General features: G+C 62.3%; 16 protein-coding genes. 11 read left to right on the top strand and 5 right to left on the bottom strand.

Features of this window, described 5'->3' with window-relative positions:
* Positions 1-47 precede the first annotated feature (47 nt).
* Positions 48-1,643: a glycerol-3-phosphate dehydrogenase gene (gene glpD / locus AC2FNS_RS04105; protein ID WP_496712638.1), complete on the bottom strand. Its 1,596-nt coding sequence runs from the start codon at positions 1,641-1,643 to the stop codon at positions 48-50.
* 227 nt (positions 1,644-1,870) lie between these two features.
* Between glpD and AC2FNS_RS04100 the strand changes: the two genes are divergently transcribed.
* From AC2FNS_RS04100 to AC2FNS_RS04065, 8 genes are all read left to right on the top strand, one after another.
* A complete protein-coding gene (locus tag AC2FNS_RS04100) occupies positions 1,871-2,632 on the top strand; it encodes a DeoR/GlpR family DNA-binding transcription regulator (protein WP_496679741.1) in 762 nt (253 codons plus the stop codon).
* 99 nt (positions 2,633-2,731) lie between these two features.
* Complete coding sequence (locus tag AC2FNS_RS04095; RefSeq protein ID WP_496712636.1) at positions 2,732-2,887, top strand: DUF5993 family protein; 156 nt, start codon at positions 2,732-2,734, stop codon at positions 2,885-2,887.
* A 9-nt stretch (positions 2,888-2,896) separates the two neighbouring features.
* A complete protein-coding gene (locus AC2FNS_RS04090) occupies positions 2,897-3,466 on the top strand; it encodes a disulfide bond formation protein B (RefSeq protein WP_496712634.1) in 570 nt (189 codons plus the stop codon).
* Positions 3,467-3,505: 39 nt separating this feature from the next.
* Positions 3,506-3,787, top strand: a complete 282-nt coding sequence (locus AC2FNS_RS04085; protein WP_496712670.1) for a DUF3302 domain-containing protein — start codon at positions 3,506-3,508, stop codon at positions 3,785-3,787.
* A gap of 154 nt (positions 3,788-3,941) precedes the next feature.
* Positions 3,942-5,018 (top strand): HlyD family secretion protein, encoded by a 1,077-nt coding sequence (locus AC2FNS_RS04080; protein ID WP_496712632.1) that lies wholly within the window; start codon positions 3,942-3,944, stop codon positions 5,016-5,018.
* Between the two features lie 53 nt (positions 5,019-5,071).
* On the top strand, positions 5,072-5,596 hold the full coding sequence (locus tag AC2FNS_RS04075; RefSeq protein ID WP_496712630.1) for a hypothetical protein: 525 nt from the start codon (positions 5,072-5,074) through the stop codon (positions 5,594-5,596).
* Positions 5,556-6,014 (top strand): TolC family protein, encoded by a 459-nt coding sequence (locus AC2FNS_RS04070; RefSeq protein WP_496712628.1) that lies wholly within the window; start codon positions 5,556-5,558, stop codon positions 6,012-6,014. The genes AC2FNS_RS04075 and AC2FNS_RS04070 overlap by 41 nt, the downstream gene beginning before the upstream one ends.
* Positions 6,015-6,294: 280 nt before the next feature.
* On the top strand, positions 6,295-6,612 hold the full coding sequence (locus AC2FNS_RS04065; RefSeq protein ID WP_496712626.1) for a TolC family protein: 318 nt from the start codon (positions 6,295-6,297) through the stop codon (positions 6,610-6,612).
* 3 nt (positions 6,613-6,615) lie between these two features.
* Here the strand turns inward: AC2FNS_RS04065 and mprF are convergent, their stop codons facing one another.
* On the bottom strand, positions 6,616-9,225 hold the full coding sequence (mprF, locus tag AC2FNS_RS04060) for a bifunctional lysylphosphatidylglycerol flippase/synthetase MprF (RefSeq protein ID WP_496712624.1): 2,610 nt from the start codon (positions 9,223-9,225) through the stop codon (positions 6,616-6,618).
* A gap of 94 nt (positions 9,226-9,319) precedes the next feature.
* The gene (locus AC2FNS_RS04055; protein WP_005983707.1) at positions 9,320-9,748 is read right to left on the bottom strand and encodes an Lrp/AsnC family transcriptional regulator; all 429 of its coding nucleotides are present in this window, start codon (positions 9,746-9,748) and stop codon (positions 9,320-9,322) included.
* Between the two features lie 86 nt (positions 9,749-9,834).
* Here AC2FNS_RS04055 and rocF point away from each other — a divergent pair, with 86 nt between their 5' ends.
* The 3 genes from rocF to ocd are packed head-to-tail and all read left to right on the top strand — an operon-like array spanning position 9,835 to position 12,726.
* Complete coding sequence (rocF, locus tag AC2FNS_RS04050) at positions 9,835-10,755, top strand: arginase (protein WP_496712622.1); 921 nt, start codon at positions 9,835-9,837, stop codon at positions 10,753-10,755.
* Entirely contained in the window at positions 10,755-11,675 is a 921-nt protein-coding gene (gene ctlX, locus AC2FNS_RS04045) for a citrulline utilization hydrolase CtlX (protein WP_496803779.1), read from the top strand. Before rocF ends, ctlX begins: the two co-directional genes overlap by 1 nt.
* Before the next feature lie 10 nt (positions 11,676-11,685).
* A complete protein-coding gene (gene ocd / locus AC2FNS_RS04040; protein WP_496712618.1) occupies positions 11,686-12,726 on the top strand; it encodes an ornithine cyclodeaminase in 1,041 nt (346 codons plus the stop codon).
* Positions 12,727-12,981: 255 nt separating this feature from the next.
* On the opposite strand, the gene AC2FNS_RS04035 is transcribed toward ocd, so the two are convergent.
* Together AC2FNS_RS04035 and AC2FNS_RS04030 are read right to left on the bottom strand one after the other, a co-directional pair.
* Complete coding sequence (locus AC2FNS_RS04035; protein ID WP_496679719.1) at positions 12,982-14,385, bottom strand: TRAP transporter large permease; 1,404 nt, start codon at positions 14,383-14,385, stop codon at positions 12,982-12,984.
* A 3-nt stretch (positions 14,386-14,388) separates the two neighbouring features.
* Positions 14,389-15,018, bottom strand: coding sequence for a TRAP transporter small permease (locus AC2FNS_RS04030; protein WP_496727566.1), 630 nt, complete (start codon positions 15,016-15,018; stop codon positions 14,389-14,391).
* Between the last annotated feature and the right edge of the window lie 45 nt (positions 15,019-15,063).

Raw genomic sequence — 15,063 nt, 5'->3', positions numbered from 1 at the left:
AAACCGCCCCGCTGATGCGGGGCGATTTTTCGGCGACCACAATTTCATCAGCCCGCCAGCGCGGGTTCCGCATGACGACGCACCTGCATCCACGCGTCCAGCCGCGCGACCTGATCGGCGCTCAGTCGCAGGCCCAGCTTGTTGCGACGCCAGATCACGTCCTGCGCGGTGCGGGCGTATTCCTTGTCCATCAGCCAGACCACTTCGCGTTCGGTCAGCGTCGCCCCAAAATCTTCGCCCAGATCCGCGGCGGATATTGCATCGCCCAGGATCAGCCGGGCCTCAGTACCATAGGCGCGCACCAACCGACGCGCCCAGCCTTGGGTCAGAAAGGCGAAATCGGCCATCAATCCGTCGATCAGTCCTTGCACCCCTTCAACAGGGAAATCACCGCCCGGCAGGGCAACGCCCGCGGTCCAGGGGCCGGGCAGGTCCGGGAAATGCTCGGCAACCTTGTCCATCGCGCTTTCGGCCAGCCGGCGATAGGTGGTGATCTTTCCCCCGAAAATGTTCAGAACCGGCGCACCACCCTCGGCATCCACCTTCAGCGTATAGTCCCGCGTCGCCGCCGTGGCGCTTTGCGCACCGTCGTCATACAGGGGCCGCACACCGGAATAGGTCCAGACGATCTGCTCCCGCGTTACGGGCTGTTTGAAGTATTTTGACGCGAAGGCGCACAGATAGTCCTGCTCGGCCTCGGTGCAGACGGGCGGTTCGGACGGATCGGGGTGGTCCTGGTCGGTGGTCCCGATCAGGGTGAAATCCTGCTCGTAGGGGATGGCGAAGATGATGCGGCCGTCCTCGCCCTGGAAGAAATAGCATTTGTCATGGTCATACAGGCGCGGCACCACGATATGGCTGCCCCGCACCAGCCGGACCCCTTCGCGCGAATTCGAGCGGATCTTGGTGCGGATGATGTCGCCCACCCAAGGCCCGCCCGCGTTGATCAGCATCCGGGCGCGCATCTCGCGGGTCTCGCCGCTGTCGCAATCCTGCACGGTGATCCGCCAGACGCCCTCGGCCCGCTCGGCCGACAAGACCTTGGTGCGCACCATGATCCGCGCCCCGCGCGCCTCGGCGTCGCGGGCGTTCAGAACCACCAGACGGGAATCCTCGACCCAGCAGTCCGAGTATTCATAGGCGGTTTCGAACCGGTCCTGCAGCGGCGCCCCCTCGGGCGCGGTGCGCAGGTTCAAAGAGGTCGTGCCAGGCAGGATCTTGCGCCCGCCCAAGTGGTCATACATGAACAGACCCAGACGGATCAGCCAAGCAGGTCGGCGCCCCTTCATCCATGGCATGACGGTCCCCAAAAGGCGCGACGTCGGAGTTTCCGAGTCGAACCGCATGTCGGGGTGATAGGGCAGCACGAACCGCATCGGCCAACTGATATGCGGCATGGCGCGCAGCAGGGTTTCACGCTCGATCAACGCCTCGCGCACCAGGCGGAACTCGAAATATTCCAGATATCGCAACCCCCCGTGGAACAGCTTGGTCGAGGCCGAAGACGTGGCCGAGGCCAGGTCGTTCATTTCGGCCAGCGCCACCGACAGGCCGCGGCCTGCTGCGTCGCGGGCAATACCGCATCCGTTGATGCCGCCGCCAATGATGAAAAGATCGGTGATCGGGGTGTCGTCCTGTGCCATCTGAGCGTGATTCCATATTGCCCGGGAGATGCGCGCATTAACGTCATCGTGGTTCGTTTGGTCAAGGTTTGTGTTCGCTTTTTTTCCTTGCACCCCCCGTCGAGGAACTTGGAATACAGGATTTTCCCCAGAGTTTTGGCACTATCGAATGGGGCGCGCACCGATACAGGCTTGCGAAATCACACAAAAACGACCAAAAACGAACACAGCCTCGGATCGGAGCCCCCATGTCGCTGTCCTTTCGCCAAACCGACATCCTTGAACTGGCCAAACGGAACGGGCGCGTTTCGGTTGATCACCTGGCCGAGCGCTTCGGCGTCACGGTCCAGACCATCCGCCGCGATCTGACCGAACTGGCCGAGGCCGGCAAGCTGGACCGCGTGCATGGCGGTGCGGTGCTGAGGTCGGGCGTGACCAATATCGGCTATGAGGACCGGCGCGACCTGAACGAAGAGGCCAAGGCCCGCATTGCCCGGCGCTGCGCGGCCGACATCCCCGATGGCGCCTCGGTGTTTCTAAATATCGGAACGTCGACCGAGGCCGTCGCGCGCCAGTTGCTGGGCCACAGGAACCTGATGGTGGTCACCAACAACATGAACGTCGCCAACATCCTGGTCGAGAACCCCGACTGCCAGATCGTCGTGGCCGGCGGCATTCTGCGCCGCGCCGATGGCGGTTTGATTGGGAATCTCACCGTGAACACGATCCGCCAGTTCAAGTTCGATCACGCGATCATCGGCTGTTCTGCCGTGGATGCCGAAGGCGACCTGCTGGATTTCGATTTTCAAGAGGTCAGTGTCAGCCAAACGATCATCGCCCAGGCCCGGCGGGTGTGGCTGGTGGCGGATGGGTCAAAGTTCCAACGCTCGGCGCCTGCCCGCATCGCCTCGCTGGCCGAAATCGACGCCTTCTACACCGACGCCACCCCCCCGGCGCCGCTGCCAGACCGCTGCAAGGAATGGCAGACCCGCCTGGTGATCTGCCGCTGACGGCCGCGCAAGGCTATTGTCGTCAAAGCTTGCCAGATCGCCGACCGCCTGCCACTATCGCGTGAACTGCATCATCGCACGGGAAGGGAGGACCGGGCCATGATCGCACTTTTGTTTGCGCTTTTGGCGGCCGTGATGGCCTTGAATTACTTTGGAAGACACCGGATCGGCACCGCCGTGTTCTTTTTCACGCTGGCGTTGAGCGTCTATTGGCTGAAATACCACGCCACCAGCCAACTGACTATTCAGCTGTAGGAGGCGCCGATGACACCGGACCTGTCCCGTACGTTGAATGCCATCGGCATGCTGGCCGTCAGCCTGGTGCTGGTGCTGGCCTATGTCTATCAGTTGGCGCTTTACGAACTGCCCTGTCCGCTGTGCCTGCTGCAACGGGTGGGTTTCGTGGCGGTGGGCGTCGGGCTGGGGCTGAACCTGCTGTACGGGCCGCGACCGCAGCACTATGCGATAATGCTGATCGCGGCACTCTATGGCGGCAGCGTCTCGGTCCGGCAAATCCTGCTGCATATCGTGCCGGGAACCGGGCACTATGGGTCTCCGGTTCTGGGCCTGCACTACTACACCTGGGCCGCGATCTGCTTTTTCCTGATCCTGCTGGGCACTGCGATCATGCTGATGTTCGACCGGCAATATGTCGAGGACCGCCGCTCCCTGCCACGCTTTGGCGGCAACAGGCTGGCGAAGGTCGCGTTCTTTATCATGCTGGGTCTTTCGGTGCTGAACGCTGGTTCGACGCTGCTGGAATGCGGTCCGGGCATCTGCGCCGACCCACCGACCAGCTACAAACTGATTGACGACTTGGACCCGGGAAACTGACGACGGGGCCACCGGCCCCGAAGAAGGCGCAAAGATGGACTGCCGGGACAGCCGCTGGGCTTCTACGACTATCTGACATTCGTCGCGCTGATCCTACTGCTGGCGGCGGTGATGGCGCTGTTTCTGTTCATCATGGGCCTGCCCGGCCGGATCGCGATCAAGCGGAACCACCCCCATGCCGAAGCCGTCAATCTGATGGGATGGATGGGTTTCCTGGCCGTGATCCCCTGGGTCCAGGCCTTCATCTGGGCCTACCACGACGGGATGACGGTCGACATCCGCCGCCTGTCCGAGGGCGAGCGAGACGCGATCCGCAAGTAGATCGAACGCCTTGGCGGACAGGCCAAGGACGAGTACCAAGCGCCTGTGGCGCCGAAGGAAGGCTGAAGCCAAAGGACCCAAAACACCATGTTCGTCGCCCTCGGCATCACGCTTTTCTAATTCATTTTTGTCTGGTTATTTTCTTCAAGGCACAATGGCTCAAGTTCAACATTATTTGGGGAACCGTGTCGTTTTAGGTCAGGCCCATCTGCTGCTGATCTTCCTTGTCGCGCTGCGGTTTATTCAGCCCTTCTCGATCAACAGGCACGTTGTGCGGTCCACCATCCAGATCGTCCCGAAACTGACCCAGCCGACCATCCTGACCGAAGTTCTGATCAAACCCAACACGCCCATCACCAAGGGCGATCCGCTGTACCGCTTCGATGACGCGGTATTCAAGCTGGCCGTCGAGAACGCACAGGCCCAACTGGTGGCTGCCGAGCAAAACGCCAAAATCCTTGAACAGGACGTAATCGCCTCGACCGAGGCGGTGGAGCGTTCCAATACCCAGCTGGCCTATACGATGACGCAGAAGGCACGCTATGAAAACCTTGTGTCTGCCGAGGGCGCGCGCCAGGACGAGTTGGACCGCTGGAACGAGCAGGTGACCGAAGATCAGGCTGCGGTCAAACAGGCCGAGGCCAATCTTAGAAAGGCGCAACTTGCGCAGGAATCACAGATCGACGGAGTGAACACCGGTATCCTTCAGGCCAAGGCGCAGTTGGCCGAAGCACAGTATTTCCTGGACACTACGACGATCTACGCCCCCGAAAACGGCATGATCGTCTCGCAACAGGTCCGTCCCGGCCTTGTGGTCGGCGATATCCGCCTTGGGGCCATCGCCAGCTTCGTGACCGAGGATTCGCCCTATATACTCGCCACCTTTCGTCAGCAGAACCTGAAATTCGTCAAACCCGGTCAGCCAGTCGAAGTCGCGCTAGACCTCTATCCGGGTGAAATTCTGACCGGCAAGGTCGAGGCCATCTGGTGGGCCACCCGGCAAGGGCAATACCTGCCCTCCGGCCGCCTGCCGGGGTTCGAGCTGCCCAAAATTCCCGGGCGCATCGCGGTGCAAATTACGGTCGAGGTCCCTGAAGGGCATACCTTCCCCGCTGGCGGGCAAGCGGCCGTGGCCATCTACACGGGACAAGTCACAAGCTTCGAGTTTTTGCGCCGCATCAACATCCGCCTCTATTTCTTCGCCAACTTCATCCGACCGTTGGATATCTGAGCCTGACAGACATGAACCCGGACCATCCGCGCAAGCCACGAAACCGCCGCCGCATGTTAGTTGGCACCGCGCTTAGCGCCGCGTTGCTGGTTGCATGCACCCCGGTCGCGCCGGATTTCGTGCGCCCCAACTCGCCGGTCGTGAAACAGTGGATGGAGGCCAACAGCCCCAGCGCCAGCCAGGCCAGCGGTCTGACATCGCGCAGCGCGCCCGTGGTCAAATGGTGGCAGAGCTTCAATGTTCCGACCCTGAACAAGCTGGTGGCCGAGGCCTATGCCCAGAACCTGACCCTTCAGGTCGCAGGCGCGCGCGTGCTGCAGGCCCGCGCGCAGCTGGGAATCGCCTTCGGGGAGCTCTATCCGCAGTCTCAGGCCGTGGGCGGCGCGTTGGAGCGGCGCCGGATCAGCGACAACCTCGGTCCCATTGCCGATATCAACCGGATCATTCCACTGGATACCGAGTTCTCGACGTCGCAGGTGGGATTTGACGCCCAGTGGGAACTGGATGTCCGGGGGGGCGCAGCGGCGTGGGGTGCAGGTGGCGCGGTCGAACTTGGCGCTGCAGGTCGCCAATTATGACGACGCACTGGTGACGCTGACGGGCGATGTGACCGCGCTGTACATCAACATCCGCGCGCTGCAGGAGTCTCTGGCCGTCGCGCGCCAGAACATCAAGCTGCAACAGGAAGCCAACGATCTGACCCAGTTGCGGTTCAACAATGGTGTGACGACGGAATTGGATGTGCAGGAGTCCACTGCCCTGCTGAACAACACCAAGGCGCTGGTGCCGACGCTGGAAAGCGATTTGCAGCAGGCCAAGAACGCGCTGGCGGTTCTGCTGGGCACGACACCATCGCGCATGACCGGTCTGCTGGGAACGTCCGGACGAATTCCGTCGGCAAGATCGAACGTGGCCGTCGGTGTTCCGGCCGAACTGCTGCGCCGCCGCCCCGACGTACGCGCCGCTGAACTGGCCGCGGCCACGCAATCGGCGTAGGTGGGCATAGCCATGGCGGACCTGTAGCCGCAATTCATCCTGTCGGGGTCGATCGGCCTGCGGGCATCGGGCGGGCGCGACAAGTTCAGTTCGAACAACATCACGGGTCTGGCCAGCGCCGGCGTGGTCTGGAACTGTTGAACTATGGGCGGATCAAGAAAACGTGCGCGCACAGGACGCCGCTTATGAGGCGCTGATCGCCAACTATCAGAACACCGTCCTGACCGCCTATTCCGAGGTCGAAAGCGCCATGGTCGCCTAGGCCGAGGCACGCAAGAAGGTGACGTTCTACCAACGCAGCGTCGACGCAGCACGCAAGGCCGCCGACATTTCCGTCAGCCAGTATCGCGACGGCATCGCAGACTATTCCCGCGTGCTGAACACGCAGACCGCGCTTCTGCGCTCGCAAGCCAATCTGATCGAGTCGCGCCAGCAGGTTTCGTCGAACTTACTCGCGGTCTACAAAGGTCTGGGCGGGGGCTGGCAGATCCGTCAGAACCAGGAATTCCTGCCCGAAACCGTACTGGCCGAGATGGCCTATCGCACCGATTGGGGTGACCTGCTGCAGCAAGACCCGAAACGGGCAAGTCTGAACTAGGCGCTATTTCGTCAGGCCCGTCAGGCCGCCCGAGATCAGGATATTCACCTCGTACAGGATGCGCGGCGCGGCCAGACCGCCCGGGCTGGCCAGATAGTTGGGGCTCCATTCGGGGTCGAATTTTTGCTTGAAGGCGCGCAGCCCCTCGAAGTGGTAGAACTGCTCACCGTGCTCGTAGACGAAGCCGCCGATCCGGTTCCAGAGCGAGGCGAGTTGCCGGTTCTCGATCCCGGAAAACGGCGCGGCCCCCAATGAGAACCAATGAAACCCTTGGCCGGCGCCCCAGTTCATCATCTCGGCGAACAGAGCATCCATCACAAAGCTGGGGCAGTCGGGCTCGTACCGCATCAGATCCAGCGACAATTCCGACTTGTTGCCGCCCTGAAACAGGTTGGCAAAAGCCACGATCCTGTCTGTCTCGCCGTTCTTCAGAACCGCATGATCGAAATAGGACAAGTACTGCTCGTCGAACCCGCCCAGGGCAAATCCCTTTTCCGCGCCCGCCTTGCCCTCCAGCCAGTGATCCGAGATCTGGCGCAGCTCGGGCAGGACCGGTGCAAGCTGTTCTTTGCGAATGATCTCGAAGACATATCCTTCACGCTCGGCCCTGTTCCGGGCCTGACGAAACCGTTTGCGGGATTTGCCGTCCAGCGTGAAGCCCTTCAGCGGAACCCGAGCGACCTCACCGATCTTGAGGATCGACAGCCCGAGGTCCAGAAAAGTAGGCAGATACTTGGTGGACACGCTGTAAAAAGCGCAGAGCTTGCCTTCGGCATCGGCCATCTCGCGCAACTGCCAGATTAGCTGCTGGCCGGCGGCCTCATCGCCGACCGGCTCGCCCTTGCTGATCAGCGCGTTGCCGGTGTCGGCATAGGCCAGAAAGGCGCTTTCATCCGGCGCAATCAGAAACTGCTTGTCGCCGGTCAGGCTGATCTGCGCCTCGGTGTCTTCGCTGGCCAGCGCCAAACGTTCGACGGTCGGGGGGATCTCGGTTCTCTGACGCGCGGGGATGGTGCGTCCGAATAGCGAGTTCACGGCCACCACCCCGACGATCACCGCCGCCACCATGCTGGAGCGCAGGAACCGCGAGGCATCGCCGTCCCAGGCAAACTCCCACCACAACGCATTTTCGTATTCGACATGGGAATAGGCAAACAACCCGATCCAGAAGATCACTGCCAGCAACGCGATCAGACTGACCAGCCAGGGAATGTTCAGTCGAAAGATGGATGCGCCGCTGACCCGGTAGAACGCCCCGCGAAACAGGGCCAGCAAACCGATGGCCACCAGCATTCCGATGGCCTCGTGCGTATCCAGACCCTTGGCCAGAGACGCGAAGAAACCGGCCAGCATCAGGATCATGGCCACGATCCATGCCCGGTACAGTTTGCGGTACAGTCCCCGTGCCACAAGCAGCAGCAAAACGCCAATGGCGCTACCGGCCAGATGCGATGCCTCGACAAAGGACAGGGGCAGAAAATCGCGCAGGATCCCCAGCTTCGTCGAGCTGGCCGGCAAGCTGCCCGAAATCAGAAGCACTGCGCCGGCCATGGCGGCGATGCCCGCAGCCGCCATCGGAACGATGGGACGGATGGCGCGATAGAACCAGGTCGCCGCGCCCCCCAGCCGGCGGCGATGCGCAACGGCGGTTGCTGTGGCAATCGACAAGCTGGCAATCGCAAAGGGCAAAAAGGTGTAGATCACCCGGTACAGCAGCAAGGCGGCGATCACGTCTGACCGGCCCGAGGCCCCCAGCCCCGCGATCAACGTGGCCTCGAACACGCCAAGCCCACCGGGGGCATGGCTGAGAATCCCGACGGCGATGGCGCAGATGAAGATCGTGAAGAACAGAGGATAGCCGACCCCCAGATCATCCGGCATCAGGACATACAGAACCATCGAGGCGCCCAGCAGGTCTCCGACCGCCGCAAGTGTCAGAAGCCCGGCCAGTCTGCCGCCCGGCAGGTTGAAGCCGAGTCCCGCGACCGACAGGCGCCGGGCGCCGCGTGACAGCCACAGGAACAGCGCGGTAAAGCCCGCCAGCAACCCCAGGCCAATCGCGGTCTCGACCGGCGCGCTGATGGGCAGCACCTGTGCAATCCCGTCCGGGTGAAAGGTCAGCAGCCCCCCCAAGATCAGTACCAGCCCCATCCAGAACGCCACCCACGAGGTCGCGATCACCCCTGCAACCCGCCCCAGGTCGAGGCCCAGCGAAGCATAGATCCGATAGCGGATCGCCGTGCCGGTGATATAGGAAAAGCCGAGGCAGTTCGACACGGCATAGCCACAGGCCCCAGCCAGGCCGGCAACGCGCAGCGGAACCTTGCCCTTAGCAACGCTCTGAACCGCAAAGACGTCATACAGCGACAAGGACACGAAGCTGAACGCCGTCCAGAACACGGCCAGTGCAACCACCCGCCATGGCGTCTGCGCCATGTCCGCCTTGACATCCGACCAGCGGACATGCCCGGCCAGATCATGCAGAACGGTCAGCGCGATCAGGGTCACCAGTACGGGCACCGCCACCCGCACCACGGGTTTTTCCAGTATGGCGGTCACTCGTGCAACCCACGGTTCGGGATTGGGCGGCTTGCCTGTTTCGGTCGTACTCATCCTGCGCCTCCCCACCGTTCCGGTCGCCGCCCCCTCAGTGGCAGCAGCCGCCCGCGAAGCTTGGCACAGGTTTGACCCGGCTAAAAGCGCCCGATCAATACCGCCCCTTGCGGGTGGACAGCAGAAGGTTGGTCTCGGACCGGGTGACGCCTTCGATGCGGCGGATCTGGAACAGAACCTCGTCCAGTTCGGCCAGCGTCTCGGTGCCGATCTCAGCGATCAGATCCCAGCTGCCATTGGTGGAATGCACCGCCCGCACCTGCCGCATCGCCGCGATCCGGGCCATGATCCGCTCGGTCCCGCGCCCTTCGATTTCCAGCATCATCAGCCCGCGCACCGGGCTCTGCGCCACGTCCCGACGGGTCAGGACGGTGAAACCCACGATCTCGCCCGATTGCTTGAGCCGCTGCAGCCGGCTGCGCACGGTCGTCCGGGTGACGCCCAGCAGCTCGGCCAACTCGGACAAAGACGCCCGCGCGTCTCGGTGAAGGGCGCTCAGCAGCCGACTGTCCAGATCGTCCATCTTTTCTTACCAGATTGAAAATACTTGTTCCTTTTTGAGCAATTTGCTCTCTTCCCGCAACCCATGCTGCGCCGATAAATGAGCACATGGATAGAAAACACCTCATTCTGGTCGGTGCGCCGATGGATGCCGGCAAGCGGCGACAGGGCTGCCGCATGGGCCCCGACGCCTATCGCGTTGCCGGGCTGGCCAAGGCCCTTGCAGATCTTGGGCACAGCGTCACCGACATGGGCAATGTTCAGCCAGACCCGGGTGATCTGCCCGAACATGACCACCTGTTCGCCCTGCCCGAATGCGTCGGCTGGACCCGCGCATTGGCCCGCGCTGCCAGGGACGCAGCAGCGACGGGCGTGCCGATCTTCATGGGCGGGGACCACGCCCTGTCGATGGGCACCGTCTCGGGCATGGCCGCCCATGCGCAGCAGATCGGGCGCCCGCTGTTCGTTCTTTGGCTGGACGCGCACAGCGATTTCCACACGCCCAACAGCACCGGCAGTGGCAACCTGCATGGCACGCCGGTCGCCTATTTCACCGGCCAGCCCGGGTTCGACGCCTTCCCTGCGCTGGCGGCCCCCGTGCCGACCGACCGCGTCGGCATGATCGGCCTGCGCTCGGTCGATCCCGCCGAACGCGCCGCGCTGGAGAAAGACCGCGCCATGCTGGCCGACATGCGCAGCATCGACGAACACGGCATCAAGGCCCCGCTGATGGCCTTTCTGGACCGCGTCCGCGCCGCGAACGGTATTCTGCATGTCTCGCTGGACGTGGACTTCCTTGATCCCGCAATCGCCCCGGCCGTCGGCACCACCGTTCCCGGCGGCGCCACCGAACGCGAGGCGCATCTGGTCATGGAATTGCTGCACGAAAGCGGGCTGGTCTGCTCGCTGGACCTGGTCGAACTGAATCCTTTCCTGGATGAACGCGGCCGCACCGCGAAACTGATGGTCGACCTGGCCGCCTCGCTGCTTGGACGCCGCATCTTCGACCGCATTACCCGGAGCTTCTAATGCACTCCCTTCAGGCCCCTTCGGCGGTGGTCATGATCCGGCCACACGCCTTTGCCTCGAACCCCGAGACCCGAGACGACAACGCGTTCCAGACGCTGGCCAACCGCTCGGCCGAGGCGACCTCGGCCGCCGCCCGCGACGAGCATGATCGCGCGGTCGAGCAGTTGCGCGACGCTGGCGTGACCGTGCATGTGTTCGACGATTTCGGTGACAACGACACACCCGACAGCGTGTTTCCGAACAACTGGTTTTCGACCCACCCGGGCGGGCACGTGGCGATCTATCCGATGTTCGTTCCCTCGCGCCGGCGCGAACGTCGGATGGATGTGATCGAGATGCTGAAACGCGACTATCGCGTTCAGGACGTGATCGACTATTCCGGGCTCGAGCAGGACAACCTCGCACTGGAGGGCACCGGTGCGATGGTACTCGATCACGTCGGACGCATTGCCTATACCGTCAAATCCAACCGCGCCGACCCGGTGCTGTTGGAACGGTTCTGCACCCATTTCAACTATGAGCCCATCGCCTTCGAGGCCCGTGACGCGCAAGGCCGCGATGTCTATCACACCAATGTTCTGATGGGGATCGGCACACACTACGTCCTGATCTGTCTGGACATGATCACCGACCCCGAGCGGCGCGCGACCGTTCGGGCGCGGCTGGAGGAATCCGGCCGCAGGGTGATCGACCTGACCCACGACCAGATCGCTGAATTCGCCGGAAACGCCATTGAACTGACGGGCAGCGACGGGCTGATTCTGGCGCTGTCGAGCCGGGCTTTGGCCGCGCTGCGTCCCGATCAGATTGACATCATCCAGGACAGCGCGACGCTGCTGCCGCTGTCCGTTCCCACCATCGAAACCGCCGGCGGGTCGGTGCGCTGCATGATCGCAGGCATCCACCTGTCACGCCGCTAGGAGAGACCCCATGAAACCTTCCGACAAGGCGCTTGTTCCCTTCGTATCCGTCGACAACATGATGCGGCTGATCCACCACATCGGTGTCGAAAGAATGATCACCGAGATCGCCGCCCAGATCGAGGATGACTTCAAACGCTGGGAGAGCTTTGACAAGACCCCGCGCATCCCGGCCCATTCCCCGCATGGCGTGATCGAACTGATGCCAACTTCGGATGGCGAGGCCTATGGGTTCAAATATGTGAACGGCCACCCCAAGAACACATCCGAAGGCCTGCAGACCGTCACCGCGTTCGGCCTGCTTGCGGACGTGTACACCGGGTATCCGACCCTGTTGACCGAGATGACCATGCTGACGGCGCTGCGCACCGCGGCAACCTCGGCGCTGGTTGGCAAATACCTGGCCCCCAAGAACGCCACCACCATGGCGATGATCGGCAATGGCGCACAGTCCGAGTTCCAGTGCCTAGCCTTCAAGGCCATGTGTGGAATTGATACCGTTCGCCTTTATGACATCGATCCCGCCGCCACCGCGAAATGCGCGGCCAACCTGCAAGGGACCGGCTTGAACGTGGTTTCGTGCCGCTCGGCCGAAGAGGCGATCGAGGGTGCGCAGATCATCACCACCTGCACCGCCGATAAGAAATACGCCACCATCCTGACCGACAACATGGTCGGCCCGGGCGTGCACATCAACGCGATCGGCGGCGACTGCCCCGGCAAGACCGAATTGCATCGCGATATCCTTCTGCGGTCCGACATATTCGTGGAATACCCCGAGCAGACCCGGATCGAAGGTGAAATTCAAGCGCTGGACCCTGACCACCCGGTCACCGAGATGTGGCAGGTCATCACCGGTCAGGCCGAAGGTCGCCGTGACGACCGTCAGATCACTCTATTCGACAGCGTCGGTTTCGCGATTGAGGACTTCTCCGCTCTTCGCTACGTCAAACGCGCGATCGAGGGAACCGAGTTTTTCGAGCCCTTGGACATGCTGGCCGACCCTGACGATCCGCGCGATCTCTACGGCATGCTGATGCGGGCCAAGTGAAGCCCCTTGGCACTGTCTTGCCGGCGGGCTGGTTGGGGGCTCTGCCCCCATCGCCTTCGGCGATCCCCCCGGGATATTTCTGGCCAGATGAAAGGTCTTGCGTTCGGATGGAATGCCAAAGTTCCATGCCTTTCCTTCCGTGCTAGCAGGCGGCAGTGTGTGGATTGACACACCGCAAAATTTATCTGGCTTAAAATATCCCGGAGCGCGAGGCAGAGCCTCGCACATGCAGTTGTGGCTGGGTCAGCCGCCCCCCTAGCCCGCGAGAGAGGGCAAGTAGAGAACGATTGCCGGAAACGCGACCAGCAGCGCAATCGTGACCGCATCAGCCACAAAAAACGGCGCCACGCCCTTGAACACGTCCTGCACGCTCAGATCCGGTCGCACACCTGCCACCACGAAACAGTTCAATCCGATTGGCGGGGTGATCAGGCAGAACTCGGCCATCTTGACCACCAAGATGCCGAACCAGATCGCGCACATGGGTCCGGACATGCCGAATGTGCTGTCGGCCGCGCTTACCGCTTCACCGCCGTTCAGCGCCATGACGGCCGGGTAGACAACCGGCAGTGTCAGCAGGAGCATACCGATCGCATCCATAAACATGCCCAGCACGGCGTAAGCTAGCAAGATACAGATCAGGATCAGCATGGGCGACATGTGCAAGGACGTGATCCAATCGGAGAACGCGCCGGGCAGATCGGCGAAGCCTAGGAACCGGACATAGATCAGAACGCCCCAGATGATCGTGAATATCATCGCCGTCAGCTTGGCGGTTTCCAGCAGCGCTGATTTCAGTTGCTGCCAGCGCATACCGTTGAAAACAGCGAAGCAGAACACGATGAATGCACCGATGGCTCCGCCCTCGGTCGGTGTTCCCCACGCATTTTCTCCAAACGGGTTGTAGACGAAGCAGATGATGATCAAGACCACCGCAACGATCGGCAAGGCCCCCGGCAACGCCGCAAAGCGTTGTTTCCAAGTGAAGCCAGTTACCGGAGGCCCGACCGACTTGAAAACCATCGCAATGCCGACGATCAGCAACCCGTAAACCAGGGCGGAAAAAGCGCCGGGAATGAACCCGGCCAAGAGCAGTTTGCCCACGTCCTGCTCGACGATGATCGCATAGATCACCAGGATAGCCGAAGGGGGGATCAGCGAGGCCAGCGTGCCACCGGCGGCCACCACGCCGGCCGCGAAGCGTTTGTTGTAGCCGACCTCCAGCATCTCGGGGATGGCGATGCGTGCGAACACGGCCGAGGTGGCCACCGAAGCCCCCGAAACCGCTGCGAAACCCGCGGTGGCAAACACCGTGGACACCGCCAGGCCACCGGGTACCCAGGCGATCCAGCGCTTGGCGGCCTCGAACAGGGCGCGCGTCAACCCGGCGTAGTAGGCCAGATACCCGATCAGGATGAAGGTGGGGATCAAGCTGAGCGTGTGCGACGCCACTTTGGAATGCGGCACCTGTCCGGCAGTCTTGACCGCGACGGTCAGCGCCTTTCCGAACCGATCCGGATCATAGCCAAACTTGGCCCAGAAGACCCACACCAGACCGACAAGCCCCGCCAAACCGGCGGCGAAGGCCACACGCATACCAGCGACCACCAGTACCAGCAGACCGCCCGTAACCCAAAGGCCGATGTCAATCGTGTCCATGTGTCAGTCCCGCTTCTCAAACTGCTCGGCTTCGGCGGCGGCTTGCGCGGCCACATCTTGAATCATCGGAACCCCCGCGGGGGCATCAAGGCCCAGCACGAAGGCGCGCCCATAGCCCCAGATCTGCAGACACAGCCGCAGGCAGAGGACGGAAAACGCAACGGGCGCCAACAGCTTGGCGGGCCAGATTGGGATACCGATGTCGATTGAACTGTCGCGGCTCCACATCGGGGCGCCGAAATCGAAGGACCGGTCGAAATGCGCCCAACTGCCCCAGACCAGCGCCACCATAAGGACAAGAATCAGAACAACCGAGACGAGTTCGAACAGCCACAGTGCACGACCGTGCAGGCGCGCAATGACGATGTCCATTCGGATATGCCCGCCCTCTCGCTGCACATACGAGATCCCAAGGAAGGCAATCAGCGGCATGGCCTGCTCGATCCAGTCGACATAGCCCGGCAAGGGGGCATTGACCGCGTTTCGGCCGCTGACGGAAATCACGGCCAGTACCATCAATCCGAACACGGCAACCCCACTGAGCAAGGCCATAAAACGTTCGAGTTTCAGCAAATGCCGGTCAAGACGGCTAAGCAAACTGCCGTCTTCCAGCACGGTGGCCTGTCCTGCCATCCGGTCGTCCCCTATCTGGAAAAAACCGGGGGCCGATGCGCCCCC

It is taken from the genome of Ruegeria sp. BHSA191, from assembly GCF_059613325.1.
This window is presented reverse-complemented; position numbering and strand designations above follow the sequence as displayed.

Bases quoted from the DNA above. Each gene is read 5' to 3' on its own strand.
- glpD (WP_496712638.1), bottom strand. From the start codon at position 1,643: ATGGCACAGGACGACACCCCGATCACCGATCTTTTCATCATTGGCGGC.
- AC2FNS_RS04100 (WP_496679741.1), top strand. From the start codon at position 1,871: ATGTCGCTGTCCTTTCGCCAAACCGACATCCTTGAACTGGCCAAACGG.
- AC2FNS_RS04095 (WP_496712636.1), top strand. From the start codon at position 2,732: ATGATCGCACTTTTGTTTGCGCTTTTGGCGGCCGTGATGGCCTTGAAT.
- AC2FNS_RS04090 (WP_496712634.1), top strand. From the start codon at position 2,897: ATGACACCGGACCTGTCCCGTACGTTGAATGCCATCGGCATGCTGGCC.
- AC2FNS_RS04080 (WP_496712632.1), top strand. From the start codon at position 3,942: ATGGCTCAAGTTCAACATTATTTGGGGAACCGTGTCGTTTTAGGTCAG.
- AC2FNS_RS04075 (WP_496712630.1), top strand. From the start codon at position 5,072: ATGTTAGTTGGCACCGCGCTTAGCGCCGCGTTGCTGGTTGCATGCACC.
- mprF (WP_496712624.1), bottom strand. From the start codon at position 9,225: ATGAGTACGACCGAAACAGGCAAGCCGCCCAATCCCGAACCGTGGGTT.
- AC2FNS_RS04055 (WP_005983707.1), bottom strand. From the start codon at position 9,748: ATGGACGATCTGGACAGTCGGCTGCTGAGCGCCCTTCACCGAGACGCG.
- rocF (WP_496712622.1), top strand. From the start codon at position 9,835: ATGGATAGAAAACACCTCATTCTGGTCGGTGCGCCGATGGATGCCGGC.
- ctlX (WP_496803779.1), top strand. From the start codon at position 10,755: ATGCACTCCCTTCAGGCCCCTTCGGCGGTGGTCATGATCCGGCCACAC.
- ocd (WP_496712618.1), top strand. From the start codon at position 11,686: ATGAAACCTTCCGACAAGGCGCTTGTTCCCTTCGTATCCGTCGACAAC.
- AC2FNS_RS04035 (WP_496679719.1), bottom strand. From the start codon at position 14,385: ATGGACACGATTGACATCGGCCTTTGGGTTACGGGCGGTCTGCTGGTA.
- AC2FNS_RS04030 (WP_496727566.1), bottom strand. From the start codon at position 15,018: ATGGCAGGACAGGCCACCGTGCTGGAAGACGGCAGTTTGCTTAGCCGT.